This is a genomic window from Streptomyces sp. NPDC101237, assembly GCF_044767465.1.
GTDB lineage: Bacteria > Actinomycetota > Actinomycetes > Streptomycetales > Streptomycetaceae > Streptomyces > Streptomyces gramineus.
The window spans coordinates 387,418-405,099 of record NZ_JBIWNY010000003.1 but is presented as its reverse complement, the minus strand read 5'-3'; the positions used below and the strand labels follow the sequence as shown (position 1 = coordinate 405,099).

17 protein-coding genes and 1 pseudogene are annotated in these 17,682 nt (G+C 72.6%); 5 read left to right on the top strand and 13 right to left on the bottom strand.

The genetic code is table 11. The features are described from left to right. The 4 genes and pseudogenes from ACIRQ9_RS07755 to ACIRQ9_RS07740 form a co-directional block, all read right to left on the bottom strand. A pseudogene (locus ACIRQ9_RS07755) lies at positions 1–441 on the bottom strand (hypothetical protein); the annotation flags it as partial. Next, a complete protein-coding gene (locus ACIRQ9_RS07750; protein WP_404168196.1) occupies positions 438–2,654 on the bottom strand; it encodes a hypothetical protein in 2,217 nt (738 codons plus the stop codon). The pseudogene ACIRQ9_RS07755 and the gene ACIRQ9_RS07750, both read right to left, overlap by 4 nt. Next, positions 2,651–3,457 (bottom strand): hypothetical protein, encoded by an 807-nt coding sequence (locus tag ACIRQ9_RS07745; protein ID WP_404168194.1) that lies wholly within the window; start codon positions 3,455–3,457, stop codon positions 2,651–2,653. Before ACIRQ9_RS07745 ends, ACIRQ9_RS07750 begins: the two co-directional genes overlap by 4 nt. Before the next feature lie 112 nt (positions 3,458–3,569). Further along, on the bottom strand, positions 3,570–4,238 hold the full coding sequence (locus ACIRQ9_RS07740; protein WP_404168192.1) for a Crp/Fnr family transcriptional regulator: 669 nt from the start codon (positions 4,236–4,238) through the stop codon (positions 3,570–3,572). Between the two features lie 265 nt (positions 4,239–4,503). Between ACIRQ9_RS07740 and ACIRQ9_RS07735 the strand changes: the two genes are divergently transcribed. Continuing rightward, positions 4,504–5,010 carry a DUF4396 domain-containing protein gene (locus ACIRQ9_RS07735; RefSeq protein WP_404168190.1) on the top strand — a complete coding sequence of 169 codons (507 nt, stop codon included), beginning with the start codon at positions 4,504–4,506 and terminating at the stop codon, positions 5,008–5,010. A 16-nt stretch (positions 5,011–5,026) separates the two neighbouring features. Here the strand turns inward: ACIRQ9_RS07735 and ACIRQ9_RS07730 are convergent, their stop codons facing one another. After that, positions 5,027–5,659, bottom strand: coding sequence for a sulfite oxidase-like oxidoreductase (locus ACIRQ9_RS07730; RefSeq protein WP_404168188.1), 633 nt, complete (start codon positions 5,657–5,659; stop codon positions 5,027–5,029). A 198-nt stretch (positions 5,660–5,857) separates the two neighbouring features. Here ACIRQ9_RS07730 and bfr point away from each other — a divergent pair, with 198 nt between their 5' ends. Continuing rightward, on the top strand, positions 5,858–6,340 hold the full coding sequence (bfr, locus tag ACIRQ9_RS07725; protein WP_404168186.1) for a bacterioferritin: 483 nt from the start codon (positions 5,858–5,860) through the stop codon (positions 6,338–6,340). A 23-nt stretch (positions 6,341–6,363) separates the two neighbouring features. Here the strand turns inward: bfr and ACIRQ9_RS07720 are convergent, their stop codons facing one another. Next, the gene (locus ACIRQ9_RS07720) at positions 6,364–6,615 is read right to left on the bottom strand and encodes a bacterioferritin-associated ferredoxin (protein ID WP_404168184.1); all 252 of its coding nucleotides are present in this window, start codon (positions 6,613–6,615) and stop codon (positions 6,364–6,366) included. A gap of 159 nt (positions 6,616–6,774) precedes the next feature. Next, positions 6,775–8,127, bottom strand: a complete 1,353-nt coding sequence (locus ACIRQ9_RS07715) for a class II 3-deoxy-7-phosphoheptulonate synthase (RefSeq protein WP_404168182.1) — start codon at positions 8,125–8,127, stop codon at positions 6,775–6,777. Positions 8,128–8,395: 268 nt separating this feature from the next. Here ACIRQ9_RS07715 and ACIRQ9_RS07710 point away from each other — a divergent pair, with 268 nt between their 5' ends. Continuing rightward, on the top strand, positions 8,396–10,291 hold the full coding sequence (locus ACIRQ9_RS07710; RefSeq protein WP_404168180.1) for an anthranilate synthase family protein: 1,896 nt from the start codon (positions 8,396–8,398) through the stop codon (positions 10,289–10,291). Between the two features lie 104 nt (positions 10,292–10,395). Here the strand turns inward: ACIRQ9_RS07710 and ACIRQ9_RS07705 are convergent, their stop codons facing one another. The 4 genes from ACIRQ9_RS07705 to ACIRQ9_RS07690 form a co-directional block, all read right to left on the bottom strand. Next, entirely contained in the window at positions 10,396–11,424 is a 1,029-nt protein-coding gene (locus ACIRQ9_RS07705) for a 6-phosphofructokinase (protein WP_404168178.1), read from the bottom strand. A gap of 135 nt (positions 11,425–11,559) precedes the next feature. Next, on the bottom strand, positions 11,560–12,234 hold the full coding sequence (locus ACIRQ9_RS07700; protein ID WP_351325230.1) for a response regulator transcription factor: 675 nt from the start codon (positions 12,232–12,234) through the stop codon (positions 11,560–11,562). Continuing rightward, positions 12,231–13,445 (bottom strand): MacS family sensor histidine kinase, encoded by a 1,215-nt coding sequence (gene macS / locus ACIRQ9_RS07695; RefSeq protein WP_404168176.1) that lies wholly within the window; start codon positions 13,443–13,445, stop codon positions 12,231–12,233. Before macS ends, ACIRQ9_RS07700 begins: the two co-directional genes overlap by 4 nt. Before the next feature lie 67 nt (positions 13,446–13,512). Continuing rightward, positions 13,513–14,247 carry a lysophospholipid acyltransferase family protein gene (locus tag ACIRQ9_RS07690; protein WP_404168174.1) on the bottom strand — a complete coding sequence of 245 codons (735 nt, stop codon included), beginning with the start codon at positions 14,245–14,247 and terminating at the stop codon, positions 13,513–13,515. A gap of 168 nt (positions 14,248–14,415) precedes the next feature. Here ACIRQ9_RS07690 and ACIRQ9_RS07685 point away from each other — a divergent pair, with 168 nt between their 5' ends. Then, positions 14,416–15,195: an alpha/beta fold hydrolase gene (locus ACIRQ9_RS07685; protein ID WP_351325234.1), complete on the top strand. Its 780-nt coding sequence runs from the start codon at positions 14,416–14,418 to the stop codon at positions 15,193–15,195. Continuing rightward, entirely contained in the window at positions 15,188–15,751 is a 564-nt protein-coding gene (locus tag ACIRQ9_RS07680; protein ID WP_404168171.1) for a hypothetical protein, read from the top strand. Before ACIRQ9_RS07685 ends, ACIRQ9_RS07680 begins: the two co-directional genes overlap by 8 nt. Before the next feature lie 69 nt (positions 15,752–15,820). Here ACIRQ9_RS07680 and ACIRQ9_RS07675 read toward each other — a convergent pair whose 3' ends face one another. Further along, positions 15,821–16,573 carry an endonuclease/exonuclease/phosphatase family protein gene (locus tag ACIRQ9_RS07675; RefSeq protein WP_404168169.1) on the bottom strand — a complete coding sequence of 251 codons (753 nt, stop codon included), beginning with the start codon at positions 16,571–16,573 and terminating at the stop codon, positions 15,821–15,823. 150 nt (positions 16,574–16,723) lie between these two features. Next, a complete protein-coding gene (locus ACIRQ9_RS07670; RefSeq protein ID WP_404168167.1) occupies positions 16,724–17,677 on the bottom strand; it encodes an ROK family glucokinase in 954 nt (317 codons plus the stop codon). Between the last annotated feature and the right edge of the window lie 5 nt (positions 17,678–17,682).

Here is a 17,682-nt window from a genome sequence, read left to right as displayed (position 1 = left end):
CAGGCTGTGGCGGCGGCTGAGGCCGCGCAGCCGGGCCTCCAGCGACGGGCGCAGCATCCGCTCGACGTCGACCACGCGCTTCTCGGCGGCCTGGTGGAAGTCCTGCACCTCCCAGTTGACGTCGGCGCCGGCCCGGAACCGGGAGCGGTCGCCGTAGGTGGGCAGTTCCAGCTGGAAGGAGACCTGGTGCTGGCCGCGGGCGATCCAGCACACCGAGGTGGGCTTGCCCATCAGCGGCTTGTTGTGGTGCTCGGCACCGCGGACCGTGATGACGCTGTGCCCGCCGTTCTTGTAGTAGAGCACCGAGGCCACCTGGCTGTTGCGGTGCCGGTAGGCGGCCTGCGGGGCGAACTCGCGGACGAAGGGGCCTCTGAGGTCGTGCGGAAGGACGAACTCCTCGTCCCGGGGCGGCCACTGCTGCCCCCACTGGTTGTGCGTCATGGTGTACTCGCTCCCTGGACCGCGCCCCACAGGCGGCGGACCTGCTGGTCGTTCAGTGGTTGGTCGGGGTCTTCGGTCAGTTCCTTGATCAGGCCGAGCAGCCGGTTGCGGTCGTCGTGGCTGTGCACGAGAAGCGGCAGGAACCGCTCCAGCGGTCCGGCCCAGGGCTGGTCGGCGGAGTCCCGCAGCCAGTCGGAGACGGTCTCGACCGCCGCCTCGTAGGACCGCGAGGTCTGGAGCGCGGTCCACAGGAGGCCGGCGAGTTCCGCGGCGAGAGCGGGCCGGACGTCGGCCAGGGCCAGCATCAGCGGCCAGTCGCCGTGTCCCTCCAGGTCCTCGTGCTGGTTCCAGAGGTCGACGACGCGGACCCCGGCGAGGTAGACCGTGCTCTGCAGGCCGAGATCCTGGTGCGTGCGGCGCTCGTCGGAGAGCCAGGCGCGGATCCGGCGCAGGGTCGGGGCCTCGGGGTGGGCGCCGGCGAAGTGGGCGACCTGGACGGCGGCGTCGGAGCGCAGCACGCCCTCGTTCCACACGCCGATCCCGCCGAGCAGGTCGAGCGACTCGCGGACGGTGTCCGTGGCCCGGCCCCGGCCGAGCACCGCACCGGCGGTCCAGCGCAGTTGCTCGTCGCCGTGGCGTGCCCAGGATCCGGCCAGGGCGCGGACGGCGCTGCCGACCTCCGGGGAGCGCACCGCGACGTCGAGCACGGTCGCGGCGAACAGCCGGCGCGGCGCGCGCTCGGACTGGGCCATGGGCCGGACCAGTTCGTGCACGGTGTGCGAGAGGTCGAAGCGGCACAGTTGTCCGGCGGCGACGGCGGCCCGCACCCAGACCTGCGGCCGGGTGTCCTCGCAGAGTCCGGCGAGCCAGCGCAGCACGGGTCCGCGGGCGTTGTGCCGGTGCTCCCAGAGATGGCCGAGGACGGCCGGGGCCAGTGCCTCGCCGCCGAACCGGACGGTGCGGACCTGGACTTCCTCGGTGCCGACCTCCTCGGTGCCGAGGGCGGCGACCGCGCGGGCGGAGGCCAGCCGGGCGTCGACGCCATCGCTGAACAGCGGGCGTCCGGGGGTGGCCTCGGGGTCGACGGTGACGGCCAGTTCCCAGGCGAGTTCCTCGGCGGCCTCGGCGACGGCGCTGAGGGAGGCTCCCTGCAGGACGGCGACGGCGATCCGGTAGGCGGCGTCCCGCAGCCGTTCGGGGGTCTCGGAGCGGACGCCGCCTGCGAACCATTCGGCGGCCTGGCCGGTGGCGAACTTCCGGCACTCGGCGAGGAGTTCGTCGTGGGTCAGCTCGTCCCTGCTGTGCCGGGCGAGGAGTCCCGCGAAGCGGGCGGCCTCCGCGGGCCGTAACTCGTCGAGGCCGCGCGCCTCCAGGACGTCCGGGTCCAGGGCGGTCGCGCGGGCCCGCTCGTACAGATCGGGTTCGCAGGAGGCCAGTTCGAGTCCGAGGTGGCCTTCGAGGACGGCGGCCGGGGCGGCCGGGGCGTGGGCGCGGTGGTAGCGGCCGCCGCGGGAGAGGACGTCACCGGCTTCGGGGGTGGCCAGCAGGACCGCGTAGGCCTCCTTCCTGCCGAGCAGTTCGCAGAGCCGGTCCAGGCCGGTCTCGTCGGGCAGCCCGGCGGCGCCGGGTTCCAGGGCGTAGCCGTGGCCGTCGTGGATCTGGTCGTCGTCCAGCCGGTCCAGGTCGGTGCGCGGGTCGAGCCGGGAGACCCGGCCGCGGGCGACGTCGTCCAGCAGGGACAGGGCGGTGTAGGCGCGGCCGGTGCCGGGCTGGCCGTAGAGCACCAGGAGGCGGCCGGCGCGCAGTTGCTCGCGGTGCCCGCCGTAGTCGGCCGGTTCTTGGAAGACCCGGCGCAGCCGGCGCAGTTCGTCCTCCGGGAGCGGCCCGGCGAGCAGGCGCTCGGCGGTCTGCCGGCCGTAGAAGTTCATGGTGCCGACGGACTCGGAGCTGACGAGGGTGCCGGATCCGTGCTGGTTCAGGGTGGAGCGGTAGATCCGGGAGGCGGCGGCCGCGGCGCCCGGCAGCGCCTCGTCGCCGAGCGGGTTGGCGGCGGAGCCGCCGATGACGTCGGCCCGCTCCGTCTCGGACGCGCCACCGGAGTCGGCACCGCCGGCCGGCCGGTCCGGTTCGGCCTTCTGCTGCGGCTGCGGCTGCTTGGGCTGCGGCTGGGCCTTCGGGCCGCCGGGCGGGGGCGCGGGATTCTGTGCGTTCACCGGCCACCGCCGCGGCGGTCGATGTTGATGGTCTCGATCCGTTCGGGGGCGTAGACGTCGCCGTCGCCGTGCTGGTGGATCTGCACGAGGCGGCCGCCGCGGGTCTCGGCCGAGGCCCGTGGCCGGGGCGACTTCTCCGGCGCCGCTTCGTCCGCCGTGTCCCGGCCCTGGTCCCGCACCTGTTCCTCCAGGGGCTCCGGCTCCTCGCGCAAGGGTTCCGGCTCGGGCGGCCGGGACCGTCCGGGGACCATGAACCAGGCGGTGGTACGGCCTTCCTTGAGCGCGACGTCGTGGCGTCGGTAGTGCTCGGGGTCCACCCAGCGGCCGCCGGGCAGGACGAAGTCCTCGTGCACCCGGTCGGAGGCGGCCACCACCAGGGGCGCGCCCTCCGCGGCCTTGAGGATCGCCTTCGCCACACCGCAGTCGGCCAGCCGGCAGGCGAGGTCGACGGCGCGTCCCGAGCGGCCGTGGGCGTCGGCCGTGACCCGGCCGATGTGCAGGCCGACGCGCAGCCGCAGCGGTTTCCTGACGTGCCGGTTGCTCTCCCGCAGGTTCTGGTGGAGGTGCTCCACCCATTCCCCGAGGACCCGGACGGGCGGCACGTCGGGCGCGAGCACGCCGAGGATGCCGTCGCCGCGGTCCTCCTGGTAGAGGCGCGGCGGGCGGATGCCCGCCTGTTCGAAGGCGGTGCCGGTGACCTCGTAGAGTCTGCGCCGCATCTCGGGTTTCTCGGTGTCGGACAGCAGGCCCGAGCCCTGTGCGTCCACGTTGACGATGAAGCCGTAGGCGGCTTCCCCCTCCATCGTTCTCTCCTCACTGCCGTCCCGCCGGGACACCGGTGCCCGCGGTGCGATGCTCGCGGAGCCGGCCGGTCGCCGCTGTAGCCGTTTACACAGCGCGGGAACTCGGCGGTTGTCAGGTCTGCGGGCCGTGCGGCTGTCCGGCGGCGAGCAGGCGCAACGGGTCCAGGTCGGCGACGGCCAGGGTGCCGGGGCCGGTACGGACCAGCCCCTGTTCGCGCAGCAGGCGCAGGGCCTTGGCGACGGCCTCCCGGGTGGAGCCCACGGAGGCGGCCAGTTCGTGCTGGGCCAGGGGCAGGCGTATGGTCACGGCCTCGTTCTCCGGCCGGCCGGTGCGGTCGGCGAGTTCGACGAGACGTTCGGCGAGCCGCTGCAGGACGGTCATGGAGGCCAGGGCCCGGCGCTCGTGGTCCGCGCTGCGCAGCCGCTCGGTGAGCTGGATCGTCATCAGCGCGTTGGCCCGCGGCCTGGCGGCCAGGAACCGCCGGAACCGCTCGCCGGGCACGACCAGGCCGGTGACCGGGCCGAGGGTGCTCACCGAGGCGCTGCGCGGGCGGCCGTCGAGCGCCGCCATGTCCCCGACGACCTCGCCGGCCCGTCGCAGCGCGAGGATCAGCCGGCCGCCGCGTTCGGTGGGTGTCCACACCGTGCACCAGCCGCTGAGCAGGATCACCGCGAACGTGGTCCGGTCGCCCTCCGCGAGGACCGTGTCGTACGGCGGGTACTCGCGGAGGGTGCCGAGTCCGGCCAGTGCCTCCCGGTCCCCCGGACCGAGTCCGCCCATGAAGGTATGCCGCTCTCCGAACAGCCCCACCGTCGTCCCCCGACCGCTCGCCCCCGAACCGGATCGCAAGCGGCACACCATGGGCCCCGTGGATCCGTGTCCGCCCGGCGCGTCTCCCCGCCAGGCGGTGATCTCAGCGTAGCGCTCTGGGCACGGAATGTTCCGCCTGTTACCGGAACGAGCCCGAACCCCTTCAGGAATACCCCCTGGGGGTATACATGTTGAGCGTGCACGAGAGATCCGCACCTGACACCGGGGGTCAGCCATGGACCACGACCACACACTCCACGAGCAGCACGACGCGCACGGGACACGCGCCGGGCACGGTCCGGCCGGTGCGTCCTGGGCCATGGCCGCCCGGGCGACCCTGCACTGCCTGACCGGCTGCGCCATCGGCGAGGTGCTGGGCATGGTCGTCGGCACGGCCTTCGGCTGGGGCAACCTGCCGACCACGCTGCTGGCGATCGTGCTGGCGTTCCTCTTCGGCTACTCGCTCACCCTGCGCGGAGTCCTGAGGGCGGGCGTCGACCCGCGCACCGCGCTGCGCGTGGCGCTGGCCGCGGACACCCTGTCGATCGCCGTGATGGAACTGATCGACAACGGCACGATCCTGGTCTGGCCGGCCGCGATGGACGCCCAGCTGGGCGACGCGCTGTTCTGGGTCTCACTGGCCGTCTCGCTGGCGATCGCGACCGTGGTGACGACCCCGGTCAACAAGTGGACGATCGGCCGCGGCAAGGGGCACGCGGTGGTCCACCGGTACCACCACTGACCCGGCCCGCCGGAACTCAGAGTTCCGGACCGTCCCCCGGCCCCTCCTGGTAGGAGTAGCGCTGCTCCTTCCAGGGGTCGCCGAGGTTGTGGTAGCCGCGCTCCTCCCAGAAGCCGCGGCGGTCGGCGGTCATGTACTCGATGCCGCGGACCCACTTGGGGCCCTTCCACGCGTACAGCTGGGGGACGACCAGGCGCACCGGGAAGCCGTGCTCGGCGGTGAGGAGCTCACCGTCGCGATGGGTGGCGAAGATCGTGCGGTCGGCGGCGAAGTCCGCGAGGCGCAGGTTGGAGCTGAAGCCGTACTCGGCCCACACCATCACATGGGTGACACCGGGGGCGGGCGGAGCCAGTTCCAGGACGGTCCGCGCCGGGATCCCGCCCCACTCGGCGCCCAGCACGCTGAACTTCGTCACGCAGTGCAGGTCGGCCACCACGGTGGCGTAGGGCAGGGCCGTGAACCGCTCGTGGTCCCAGACATGCGGTCCCGCGTCCGCGGTGGCGCCGAAGACCCTGAACTCCCAGCGCTCGGGACGGAACTTGGGGACGGGTCCGTAGTGGGTGACCGGCCAGCCGCGCTGCAGCCGCTGTCCCGGCGGAAGCCCGGTCCCCGCGGCTTCTCCCGACGCGTGCCCCACCGGATGACCCATGCCTTCCATCCTGACAGACCGGGAGCGGTGCATCCGACCGGACGTAACCATCATTGATCATCAAATCGGTCAAATGAGGGCAAGTGCGACCCTACTTACTAAGTCAGCACTTACTGGACGATCTTCTGTGCCGGTGCAATCATGCGCCGCACACACCCACTGCGTCCCCACGCACCCCATGCGGAAGGAGCCTCTGCGATGCAGGGCGACCCCGAGGTCATCGAATTCCTCAACGAGCAGCTCACGGGTGAGCTCACCGCGATCAACCAGTACTTCCTGCACGCGAAGATGCAGGAGAACTTCGGCTGGTACAAGCTCGCCAAGTACACCCGGCACGAGTCGTTCGACGAGATGAAGCACGCCGAGGTGCTGACCGACCGGATCCTGTTCCTGGAGGGGCTGCCGAACTACCAGCGGCTCTTCCACGTGCGGGTGGGCCAGACCGTCAAGGAGATGTTCGAGGCGGACAAGCAGGTCGAGGTGGAGGCCATCGACCGCCTCAAGCGCGGGATCAAGGTGATGCGCGAGAAGGGCGACATCACGTCCGCGAACATCTTCGAGGCCATCCTGGAGGACGAGGAGCACCACATCGACTACCTCGACACCCAGCTGGAGCTGGTGGACAAGCTCGGCGAGGCGCTCTACATCTCGCAGATCATCAACCAGCCCGAGAGCAGCTGAGCGGCCCGTCCGTACCGGCTGGTCTAGGCCGCCTCGTCCAGCCCGTCGAGCGCGTTCGGCCTGCCGGTGCCGGCGAGCACCGGACGGCCTTGGCCGGCCTGCTCGCGGCGGGGGCAGGCGCCCCGGCCGAGGATGGCCTGGATGCGGCGGACGCACGATCCGCAGTCCGTCCCGGCTTTGCAGGCGGACGCGATCTGGCGGGGGGTGCAGGCGCCGTCCTGCGCGTGCTGCTCGACCTGGGCCTCGGTCACTCCGAAGCAGCTGCAGACGTACACGCGGATTCACCTCCCGCCGGGATCGATCAGTGGTGCCGTCCCGAGTATCGGTGAGGCAAACCTAACCTTACCCATAGCGCGCGGAGCGCGAAAGTGCGGTGGGGCGCGGATCGCATGTGATCCGCGCCCCACGTCAGCGCGTCGCGGCAGGTGGACGCGTCACTGGTCCCGGTACATCTCCGCGACCAGGAACGCCAGGTCCAGGGACTGGCTGCGGTTCAGCCGCGGGTCGCAGGCCGTCTCGTAGCGCTGGTGCAGGTCGTCGACGAAGATCTCGTCGCCGCCGCCCACGCACTCGGTGACGTCGTCACCGGTGAGCTCGACGTGGATGCCGCCGGGGTGGGTGCCGAGCGCCTTGTGGACCTCGAAGAAGCCCTTGACCTCGTCGAGCACGTCGTCGAAGCGGCGGGTCTTGTGGCCCGAGGCCGCCTCGAAGGTGTTGCCGTGCATCGGGTCGGTCACCCAGGCCACGGTGGCGCCCGAGGCGGTGACCTTCTCGACCAGCTCCGGGAGCTTGTCGCGGACCTTGTCCGCGCCCATCCGGACGACGAAGGTCAGCCGGCCCGGCTCGCGGTCCGGGTCCAGGCGGTCGATGTACCTGAGCGCCTCCTCGGCCGTGGTCGTCGGGCCGAGCTTGAGACCGAGCGGGTTGCGGATCCGGGAGGCGAACTCGATGTGCGCGCCGTCCAGCTGCCGGGTGCGCTCACCGATCCACACCATGTGCCCGGAGACGTCGTACAGCTTGCCGGTACGGGAGTCGACCCTGGTCAGGGCGGACTCGTAGTCCAGCAGCAGCGCCTCGTGCGAGGAGAAGAACTCGACCGTCTTGAACTCCTCGGGCTCCGCGCCGCAGGCCCGCATGAAGTTCAGCGCGTTGTCGATCTCGCGCGCGAGCTGCTCGTAGCGCTGGCCCGACGGGGACGACTTCACGAAGTCCTGGTTCCAGGCGTGCACCTGCCGCAGGTCCGCGTAGCCGCCGGTGGTGAAGGCCCGCACCAGGTTCAGCGTGGAGGCGGACGCGTTGTACATCCGCTTCAGCCGCTCGGGGTCCGGGATGCGGGAGGCCTCGTCGAACGCGAAGCCGTTGACGGAGTCGCCCCGGTAGGTCGGCAGCGTCACCCCGTCACGGGTCTCGGTCGGCTTGGAGCGCGGCTTGGAGTACTGGCCGGCGATCCGGCCCACCTTCACCACGGGCACCGACGCCGCGTACGTCAGCACGGCACCCATCTGGAGGAGGGTCTTGAGCTTGTTGCGGATCTGGTCGGCCGACACCGCGTCGAAGGCCTCGGCGCAGTCGCCGCCCTGGAGGAGGAACGCCTCTCCCTTGGCGACGGCCGCCATCCGGGCGCGCAGCTGGTCGCACTCGCCCGCGAAGACGAGCGGCGGATACGACTCCAGCTCCGCGACGACTGCGCGCAGAGCCTCGGGGTCGGGGTACTCGGGCTGCTGCGCCGCGGGCAGGTCTCGCCAGGTGTTGCCAGCGCTCGGGCTGGTCTTAGCGTTCACGGTCACCCCGTAAACATTACGGGGTCGTGTCGCCTGATTTTTCCCTGGCTCGACTGGTGAGACGGAGTGATTGTCCTGTGGACACGGAGCCCGGTGCGGTATGGTTCCCGCATGCTCGCGCTTTCGAACCAGAACTGCCAGAACTGGTGGTGGACCGCTTCTCCGGCGGCCCACTGACTGCGCGTACGCACCACTTCGCGAAGGCCGCCCGAGGGGCGGCCTTCGGCGTTTCCGGGGCCGTTCCTCTCCCATCTGCAAGGGATCCCAGAGGACCATGGACCTGACCCGGCTGCTCCACGACGACCGCCCGTTCGCCCTGCTCCGCCGCCGCGCCCCCGGCCACGACGAGAACACCGTGGAGGTGCTGCTCGGGCCCGTCACCGCGCGTGACCGGCTGGCCGACCTCCCCGAGGAGGGGCTCGCGCTGGTCCCCTACCGCCAGATCCGCGAGCGCGGCTTCGACGTCCACGACGACGGCACGCCCCTGCTGGTGCTCACCCCCGAGGAGACCCACCGCCTGTCGCTGGCGGACGCCCTGGCCCAGCTGCCCGCCCACGCCGTGCGGGTCGAGGACGGCGGCTTCGACGTCGACGACGAGGAGTACGCGGAGATCGTCGGCCGGGTGCTGCGCGAGGAGATCGGGCGCGGCGAGGGCGCGAACTTCGTGATCCGGCGGACCTACCGGGGCCGGATCCCGGGCTTCGGCCGGGCCGACGCGCTCGCGCTGTTCCGGCGGCTGCTGGAGGGCGAGCGGGGCGCGTACTGGACGTTCGTGGTGCACACCGGTGACCGCACCCTGGTCGGCGCCAGTCCGGAGGTGCACGTCCGGATGACCGGCGGCACGGTGGTCATGAACCCGATCAGCGGAACCTACCGGTACCCGGCCGAGGGGCCCACCCCGGAGCATCTGCTCGGCTTCCTCGCCGACGGCAAGGAGATCGAGGAGCTGTCGATGGTCGTCGACGAGGAGCTCAAGATGATGTGCACGGTGGGCGACATGGGGGGCGTGGTGATCGGGCCCCGGCTCAAGGAGATGGCCCACCTCGCGCACACCGAGTACGAGCTGCGCGGCCGGTCCTCGCTGGACGTGCGGGAGGTCCTGAGGGAGACCATGTTCGCGGCGACCGTCACGGGCTCGCCGGTGCAGAACGCCTGCCGGGTGATCGAGCGCCACGAGCCGGTCGGTCCCGACGGGGTCGGGCGCGGCTACTACGCGGGCGCGCTGGCCCTGCTCGGCAGGGACTCCGGCGGCGCCCAGACCCTGGACTCCCCGATCCTGATCCGCACCGCGGACATCGGCGCGGACGGCGCGCTGCGGGTCCCGGTCGGCGCCACGCTGGTGCGCGGCTCGGATCCGGCGGGCGAGGTCGCGGAGACGCACGCGAAGGCGGCGGGGGTGCTGGCGGCCCTCGGAGTGCGGCCGGGCCGGCCGCGCGCCGGGGAGACGCGCCCCGGACTGGCCGACGACCCGCGGGTGCGGGCGGCCCTGGACGGGCGCCGGTCCGCGCTGGCGCCGTTCTGGCTGCGGATGCAGGAGCGCACCGGCGAGCTGGCCGGGCACGCGCTGGTGGTGGACGGCGAGGACACGTTCACGGCGATGCTCGCGCACGTGCTGCGGGCCGCCGGGCTCGACGTGACCGTCCGGCGCTACGACGAACCGGGGCTGCGGGCGGCGGTGCTCGCCCACGAGGGTCCGGTCGTGCTGGGCCCGGGGCCCGGTGACCCGTGCGACCTGGACGATCCGAAGATGCGGTTCCTGCGGGACCTCGCGGCGACCGTGATCCGGGAGCACCGGCACGGGGTGCTGGGCGTGTGCCTGGGACACGAGCTGATCGCGGCCGAGCTGGGCCTGGACATCGTGCGCAAGGCGGTGCCGTACCAGGGGGCGCAGACCACCGTGGACCTGTTCGGGCGGCCGGAGACGGTCGGTTTCTACAACAGCTTCGTGGCCCGTTGCGACGAGGACGCGGCCGGGGAGCTGGCGGCGCACGGCGTGGAGGTGAGCCGGGCGGCCGACGGCGAGGTGCACGCGGTGCGGGGGCCGGGCTTCGCCGGGGTGCAGTTCCACCCCGAGTCGGTGCTGTCCCTGAACGGCGCCGCCGTGGTGCGGGAGCTGATCGGCCAGGTCAGCGGCGCGGGCCGGCCCGCCGAGCGGCGCCCGGCGCGGTAGGGGCGGGACGGAAGGCCGGGCCCGTCCGTCCGGGGTCCGCGAGGGACCCGGACCGGCGGGCCCGGCGCCGTGCGGCGCGGGCCCGCCGGGAGACGGCCGCGGGATCAGCCGAAGAACACCCCGGCCTCTTCGTACAGCTTCGGGTCGACGGTCTTGAGCTTCGCCGTCGCCTGCGCGATCGGCACCCGCACGATGTCGGTGCCGCGCAGCGCGACCATCTTGCCGAAGTCCCCGTCGCGCACCGCCTCGATGGCGTGCAGGCCGAAGCGGGTGGCCAGCCAGCGGTCGAAGGCGCTGGGCGTGCCGCCGCGCTGGATGTGCCCGAGGACGGTGGTACGGGCCTCCTTGCCGGTGCGCTTCTCGATCTCCTTGGCCAGCCATTCGCCGACGCCGGAGAGCCGGACGTGCCCGAAGGAGTCCAGTGACTGGTCCTTGAGCACCATGTCGCCGTCCCGGGGCATGGCCCCCTCGGCGACGACCACGATCGGGGCGTACGACGCCTTGAACCGGGACGTGATCCAGGCGCAGACCTGGTCGACGTCGAAGCGCTGTTCCGGGATGAGGATGACGTTGGCACCGCCGGCGAGCCCGGAGTGCAGGGCGATCCAGCCGGCGTGCCGGCCCATCACCTCGCAGACCAGGACCCGCATGTGCGACTCGGCGGTGGTGTGCAGCCGGTCGATGGCCTCGGTGGCGATGCCGACCGCGGTGTCGAACCCGAAGGTGTAGTCGGTGGCGGACAGGTCGTTGTCGATGGTCTTGGGCACGCCGACGACGGGCACGCCGTACTCGTCGGTGAGCCGGGCGGCGACGCCCAGGGTGTCCTCGCCGCCGATCGCGACGAGCGCCTCGACCTCCTGCTTGGCGAGGTTGTCCTTGATGCGCCGGATGCCGTCCTCCTGCTTGAGCGGATTGGTCCGCGAGGAGCCGAGGATGGTGCCGCCGCGGGGCAGGATGCCGCGCACGGCGGGGATGTCGAGGCGGACGGTGTCGCCTTCGAGCGGTCCGCGCCAGCCGTCCCGGAAGCCGACGAAGTCGTAGCCGTACTCCTGCACGCCCTTGCGGACGACGCCCCGGATGACGGCGTTGAGCCCGGGGCAGTCGCCGCCTCCGGTCAGTACTCCGACCCGCATGGAAATGTCCCTTCGCCGCGGTTGCCTGAGGGGACTCACGCTAATGGTGATCCAGCTCACACAGGCATGGGCGCGGAAGGGCAATTCCGGTGAATTGTCGGGCGGTTGGTTTACGTCCGTGCCGCGAAGATCAGATCAGCCGCCTTCCGGACCGTCGTCGAGGCCCCGCTCTATGGCGTAGCGGACCAGCTCCACCCGGTTGTGCAGCTGGAGCTTGCCGAGGGTGTTCTGCACGTGGTTCTGGACGGTGCGGTGCGAGATGACCAGGCGTTCGGCGATCTGCTTGTAGCTCAGTCCCTTGGCGACCAGCCGCAGCACCTCGGTCTCGCGGTCGGTGAGCCGGGGCGCGTCGGGACCGCCCGCCTCCGCGGCCGGCGCCGGCTCGGAGGCCAGCCGGCGGTACTCGCCGAGCACCAGACCGGCCAGGCCCGGCGTGAACACCGGGTCGCCCACGGCCGTCCGGCGAACGGCGTCCAGCAGCTCCTCGGTCGAGGCCGACTTCAGGAGGTAGCCGGTCGCGCCGGACTTCACCGCCTCCAGGACGTCGGCGTGCTCGCCGCTCGCCGAGAGCACCAGCACCCGCAACGCCGGGTTGTGGCCGACGAGTTCCTTGCAGACCTGCACGCCGGGCTTGGCCGGCAGGTTGAGGTCCAGGACGAGCACGTCGGGCGCGGCGGCCTTGGCGCGGCGCACCGCCTGTTCGCCGTCGCCCGCCGTGGCGACCACCTCCAGGCCGGACTCGGCCAGGTCACGGGCGACCGCGTCGCGCCACATCGGGTGGTCGTCGACCACCATCACCTTGATGCTCATCGCCGCTCCGCCTTCTCCAGGGAGTCCTTCGGTACCTTCAGCTCGACCTCGGTGCCCTGCCCGGGGGTCGAGCACAGCTGGGCGCTGCCGCCGAGGTCGCGCAGCCGGCCCCGGATCGACTGGGCCACCCCGAGCCGCCCCTCGCCCTCGGCCTGGGCGAGCCGGCCCTCCGGGATGCCGGGGCCGTCGTCGCGTACGGTCACCACGATCTCGCCGGGCTCGTCCTCGACCAGGATCCAGGCCCGCGCCCCGTCCCCGGCGTGGCTGCGCACGTTGTCCAGGGCGGCGCCGACGGCCGCCGCCAGCTCCCGCGCGGGTCCCGGCGGCAGCAGCACCGGGGCGCCGGGCTCGGCCAGGCTCACCCGGGCCGCGGCGTACGGCGCGAGCAGGGCCCGCAGGTCGACCGGGCCGCCGACGTCCGGCTCGTCGACCAGGCGTACCACCGCGCCGTCGGCCGCGTCCTCGGAGGCCCGGGAGAGCGGCACCAGGCCGCCGGAGACCAGGGTGCGCAGCGCCACCTCCTGCTCGCCCGCCATCCGGCCCAGCTCGGCCGCCTCGCCGCCGAGGACCGCGCCGCGCCGCTGCACCATCGCCAGGACCTGGAGCACACCGTCGTGGATGTCCCGGGCCAGCCGCTCCCGCTCCCGGGTGGCCGCCTCGATCTCCAGGGCGCGGGCCAGGGTGCGCTCGGAGGCGCGGGCCACCTCGACGACGTACCCGATGGCGATGGAGGCGACCCAGACCAGGACCACGCTGTGAACGGTGTCGCGGGCCGGGTGGCCGCGCTCGATCAGGTTGGCGGCGGCGACCGGTGTGGAGGCGAACGCCGCCCAGCGCCAGCCGCCCTTGAGCGCCCAGGCCAGCACCGCGCCGGCGGTCCATATCGACGGCAGGGTCGGGCCGCCGCGGTCGATGTGGCCCTGGGTGACGACCCAGGGCGTGAGCACGATGCCGGTGACCGCGACCGCGAGGTCGGCGGCGAGGAAGCGCCGGGTGCAGGCGGCCGCGTTCTGGACGCGGGGCAGGGTCGCCAGCGTCCAGAGCGCCAGGACAGCGTAGTAGGCGATCGCGACACCCGGACGGTCGTAGTCGTCGTAGGCGGACGCGAACAGGCCCGTCGCGTACAGCAGGGTCAGCACGCGAAAGCCGGTGAGGGCACGCCACAGCGGCTGCTCGACCGACATCCGCACGACGCGTTCCCGCTTCGTCATCTCCCCCAGCTCCCCCAGTCCCCCGTTCCGCGCGGCCCCCCGGCCCCGCGGCCCCCGTGCCGCCGGTCTAGGACTCGGCGACCTTCTTCTCGGCCCTCGCGGCTTCCTTGTCGGCCTTGGCGGCCTCCGCGATCTGCCGCTTGGCGGCGGTCGCGTAGATGTCGACGTACTCCTGGCCGGAGAGCTTCATGATCTCGTACATGACCTCGTCGGTCACCGCGCGCAGCACGAACCGGTCGTGCTCCATGCCCTGGTAGCGGCCGAAATCCATCGGCGTGCCGATCCGGATGCCCGGACGCATCAGCTTGGGCATCACCTGGCCGGGCGGCTGGATCTTCTCCGTGTCGATCATCGCGACCGGGATCACCGGCGCGCCGGTCGCGAGCGCCACGCGTGCGAGGCCGCCGGGCTTGCCCCGGTAGAGACGGCCGTCGGGCGAGCGGGTGCCCTCCGGGTAGATGCCGAACAGCTCGCCGCGCTCCAGCACGTCCATGCCGCTGCGCACCGCCGCCTCGCCCGCGCCGCGTCCGCCGGAGCGGTCCACCGGGAGCTGGCCGACGCCCTTGAAGAAGGCAGCCGTCAGGCGGCCCTTCACACCGGGCGTGGTGAAGTACTCGGCCTTCGCGATGAAGGTGACCTTGCGGTCCAGCACCGCGGGCAGGAAGAACGAGTCCGAGAAGGACAGGTGGTTACTCGCCAGGATCGCCGGGCCCTCGTCCGGGATGTTCTCCAGACCCTCCACCCAGGGCCTGAAGGCGACCTTGAGCGGTCCCCCGATGGCGACCTTCATCGCGCCGTACAACAACCGAGTGCCTCCTGTTTCCGTCGATGAGACCTTAACCCGCGGCGCCGGGAATGGCCCCGACGACCCTGGTCGGTGTCAGTGCCGTCGCGTACGGTGAAGCACATCCGAAGTCGTCTTTCGGGCCTCTCTCAGTTCCTGCCCGCTCTCATGAATTGGAGACCGAAGGTGCCGGTTCTTCCCGGAGCCGAGCCGTACCGCCACGACGGCGGGGAGGTCGGTGTCCTGCTCTGTCACGGTTTCACCGGTTCGCCGCAGTCGCTGCGCCCCTGGGCGGAGCACCACGCGGCACACGGCCTGACCGTGTCCCTGCCCCTGCTGCCCGGACACGGCACCCGCTGGGAGGACATGCAGGTCACCGGCTGGCAGGACTGGTACGCGGAGGTCGACCGCGAGCTGCGGCTGCTGCGCGAGCGCTGCTCCCAGGTGTTCGTCGCGGGCCTGTCCATGGGCGGGACGCTGGCCCTGCGGCTGGCCGCGAAGAACGGCACGGGGGTGGACGGCGTGGTGGTCGTCAACCCCGCGAACAAGGTGCACGGCCTGTCCGCGTACGCCCTTCCGGTGGCCCGCCACCTCGTCCGTACGACGCCGGGCATCGCCAGTGACATCGCCCTGCCGGGCTCCGCCGAGGTGGGGTACGACCGGGTGCCGCTGCACGCCGCGCACTCGCTGCGGAACTTCTTCCGCCGGGTGGACGGCGAGCTTCCGCAGGTCACGCAGCCGCTGCTGCTGTTGCGCAGCACCCAGGACCACGTGGTTCCGGCGGTGGACTCGGCCCGCATCCTGAGCCGGGTGTCCTCCACGGACGTAACCGAGGTAGTGCTGGAACAGAGTTACCACGTGGCGACGTTGGACTTCGACGCGGACCGGATCTTCGAGGGGAGCCTCGCCTTCATCGGCCGGCTCGCACCCAGTGTCGGCAAGGAAGGGACGGCCGCAGTTGGCTGAGCACGACTCCGACCGCGAGGACCGCGAGCCGGACGAGAAGGGGGTCCCCTTCGACGAGGCCGCCGCCTGGGCGGCGATCGTCGCGGGGTACGGCGAGGAGCCGCCGGATCCGCCGGGCTCCAAGCCCTACAAGCCGGTGGAGGATCTCGCGCTGCCTCCGGCCGAGGAGGACGCCGCCGAACCCGGGGCGGCCGAGGAGCAGCGGCCCGCGCAGCCGCTCGGCAGCTCGGTCTCCTTCGCGCCCGGCGTCGGGCCGCGGGACTACCGGGCCCCGGAGCCCTCCGAGGACGACTTCGACGAGGACGACGAGGGGCACTTCGTGCCGCCCGAGCCGCCGCCGCTGCCGGCGGCCGACACGACCGCCAGGTTCGCCTGGCTGGGTGTGGTGGGCGGGCCGGTGCTGCTCCTGCTCGCCGTGCTGCTCGGCTGGGACATGACGTGGTGGCTGGCGACGCTGGGCATCGGCGGGTTCCTCGGCGGCTTCGCCACGCTGGTGACCCGGATGAAGACGGACGACGACGAGCACGACGACCCGGGACGCGGCGCCGTGGTCTGACCCGGTCCGAGGGACCCGCCGGGGCGCCCGCGCCGGGGTCCGGCGGGCGGTGCGGTGCCCTCGGCGGGTTCAGGCCGCGGGCACCCGGAGCACGGCCAGGACCGGCAGGTGGTCCGTGGCCGCGGCGAGGTCGGCGGCGGTCACGCCCGGCAGGTCACGGGGCACCCCGCAGCCGAGCACCTCGATGCCCTTCGTCGCGAAGATCGCGTCGATGCGCTGGTGCGGGTCGGCCGACCCGGACGTCAGTTCGCCGCCCCAGGGCGCGGTGGCCCGGCAGTCCTGGAGGGCGTCGGCCAGGCGGCGGAAGGTCCGGCCGTCGGGGCGGTCGTTCAGGTCGCCGCCGGCGACGGCGTGCTCCACGCCCATGCCCGCGACCCGGTCCAGGAGCATCCCGCCCTGCTCGTAGCGCTCCTCCTGCTGGAGGCTGAGGTGGAAGCTGGTGACGCCGAGGCGGGCTGCGCCGAACCGGACGACGGCGGTCGCGAGGCCGCGGCGGTGCAGGCCGGGCGTGAGCGGCAGGAGCACGTCCTCGGTGCGCTCCACGGTGGCGCGCAGACCGCAGAGGACGGCGGGACCGGCCGCGGTCGCCCCGCCGGTGAGGATCACCAGGTCGCAGGCGGCGGCCAGGCGGGCGAGCTTCTTGCGCCAGCGGAAGAAGCGGGGGGCCTCCTGCACCAGCACCAGGTCCGGCGCGCAGGCCCGGATGACGCGGGCGAGGGCCTCGGTGTCGTCCCGCAGCGAGCGGACGTTGTAGCTGAGGACGCGGATGACGGCGGAACCGTCGGGCTCTCTGCGGGAGTTGGGGAGCGACGCGGTTGCCATGCCGTCAATTTACGACATGGCCGAGGCGTGGCGCCTGATGGGGGCGGGGCGCGGGGCGGGTGCGCGACCGACGGGTTCGTCGTGGTCGGTCGCGAACTTTCCCCGCGCCCCCAGGGCGGTGCCGGAGCGGTTTCTCGCGGCTTCGGGGCCCTACATGATCGGGTCGGGCTCCCGGGCCAGGTCCGCGGCGCCCACCAGTCCCGCGTCGTTGCCCAGCTGGGCGGCGATGACCTCGGCCACCGGACGCCAGTTGCCGCCCACCAGCCAGCGCTTGTAGGACTTGCGGATCGGGTCCAGGACCAGTTCGCCCTCGTCGGAGAGGCCGCCGCCGACGATGAAGGCGGACGGGTCGAAGAGGGAGGCCAGGTCGGCGAGGCCGGCGCCGGCCCAGCGGGCCAGCTCGCGGTAGGAGTCGACGGCGACCGGGTCGCCCTGGCGGGCGGCCATGGAGATGTGCTTGCCCTCGATGCCGTCGGGGCTGCCGTCGCCGAGCGCGAGCAGGATCTCGGCCGCCTCCGGGGTGGCGTTGGCCCGCTGCTTGGCGTAGCGGACGAGGGCGCGGCCGGAGGCGTACTGCTCCCAGCAGCCCTGCGAGCCGCAGCCGCACAGCAGCCCGTCCGGGACCATGCGGATGTGGCCGAACTCGGCGGCGACGCCGAAGTGGCCGCGGCGCAGCTTGTTGCCGATGATGATGCCGCCGCCGAGGCCGGTGCCGAGGGTGATGCAGATGACGTTGCGGTGGCCCTTGCCGGCGCCGAACTTGTACTCGCCCCAGGCCGCCGCGTTGGCGTCGTTCTCCACGACCACGGGGAGGCCGACGCGGGCCTCGACCTTCTCCTTCAACGGCTCCTGGCGCCAGTCGATGTTCGGCGCGAAGTAGACCGTGGAGCGCTGCCGGTTCACGTAGCCGGCGGCGCCGATGCCGACGCCGACGATCTCGTGTCCGGCGCGCGCACCCTCCACGGCGGAAGCAATGGCGTCCACGATGCCCTCGGGCGTGCCCGGGGTCGGCACCTTGTGGGTCGAGAGGATGTTGCCTTCCTCATCGACCACGCCGGCCGCGATCTTCGTGCCGCCGATGTCGACGCCGATGGTGAGTCCCATGAATC

What these genes read in the sequence shown, in the direction of transcription:
- ACIRQ9_RS07740 (WP_404168192.1), bottom strand. Translation starts at nt 4,238, where the DNA reads ATGGGCGGACTCGGTCCGGGGGACCGGGAGGCACTGGCCGGACTCGGC.
- ACIRQ9_RS07745 (WP_404168194.1), bottom strand. Translation starts at nt 3,457, where the DNA reads ATGGAGGGGGAAGCCGCCTACGGCTTCATCGTCAACGTGGACGCACAG.
- ACIRQ9_RS07730 (WP_404168188.1), bottom strand. Translation starts at nt 5,659, where the DNA reads ATGGGTCATCCGGTGGGGCACGCGTCGGGAGAAGCCGCGGGGACCGGG.
- ACIRQ9_RS07670 (WP_404168167.1), bottom strand. Translation starts at nt 17,677, where the DNA reads ATGGGACTCACCATCGGCGTCGACATCGGCGGCACGAAGATCGCGGCC.
- ACIRQ9_RS07700 (WP_351325230.1), bottom strand. Translation starts at nt 12,234, where the DNA reads ATGAGCATCAAGGTGATGGTGGTCGACGACCACCCGATGTGGCGCGAC.
- ACIRQ9_RS07710 (WP_404168180.1), top strand. Translation starts at nt 8,396, where the DNA reads ATGGACCTGACCCGGCTGCTCCACGACGACCGCCCGTTCGCCCTGCTC.
- ACIRQ9_RS07705 (WP_404168178.1), bottom strand. Translation starts at nt 11,424, where the DNA reads ATGCGGGTCGGAGTACTGACCGGAGGCGGCGACTGCCCCGGGCTCAAC.
- macS (WP_404168176.1), bottom strand. Translation starts at nt 13,445, where the DNA reads ATGACGAAGCGGGAACGCGTCGTGCGGATGTCGGTCGAGCAGCCGCTG.
- bfr (WP_404168186.1), top strand. Translation starts at nt 5,858, where the DNA reads ATGCAGGGCGACCCCGAGGTCATCGAATTCCTCAACGAGCAGCTCACG.
- ACIRQ9_RS07675 (WP_404168169.1), bottom strand. Translation starts at nt 16,573, where the DNA reads ATGGCAACCGCGTCGCTCCCCAACTCCCGCAGAGAGCCCGACGGTTCC.
- ACIRQ9_RS07735 (WP_404168190.1), top strand. Translation starts at nt 4,504, where the DNA reads ATGGACCACGACCACACACTCCACGAGCAGCACGACGCGCACGGGACA.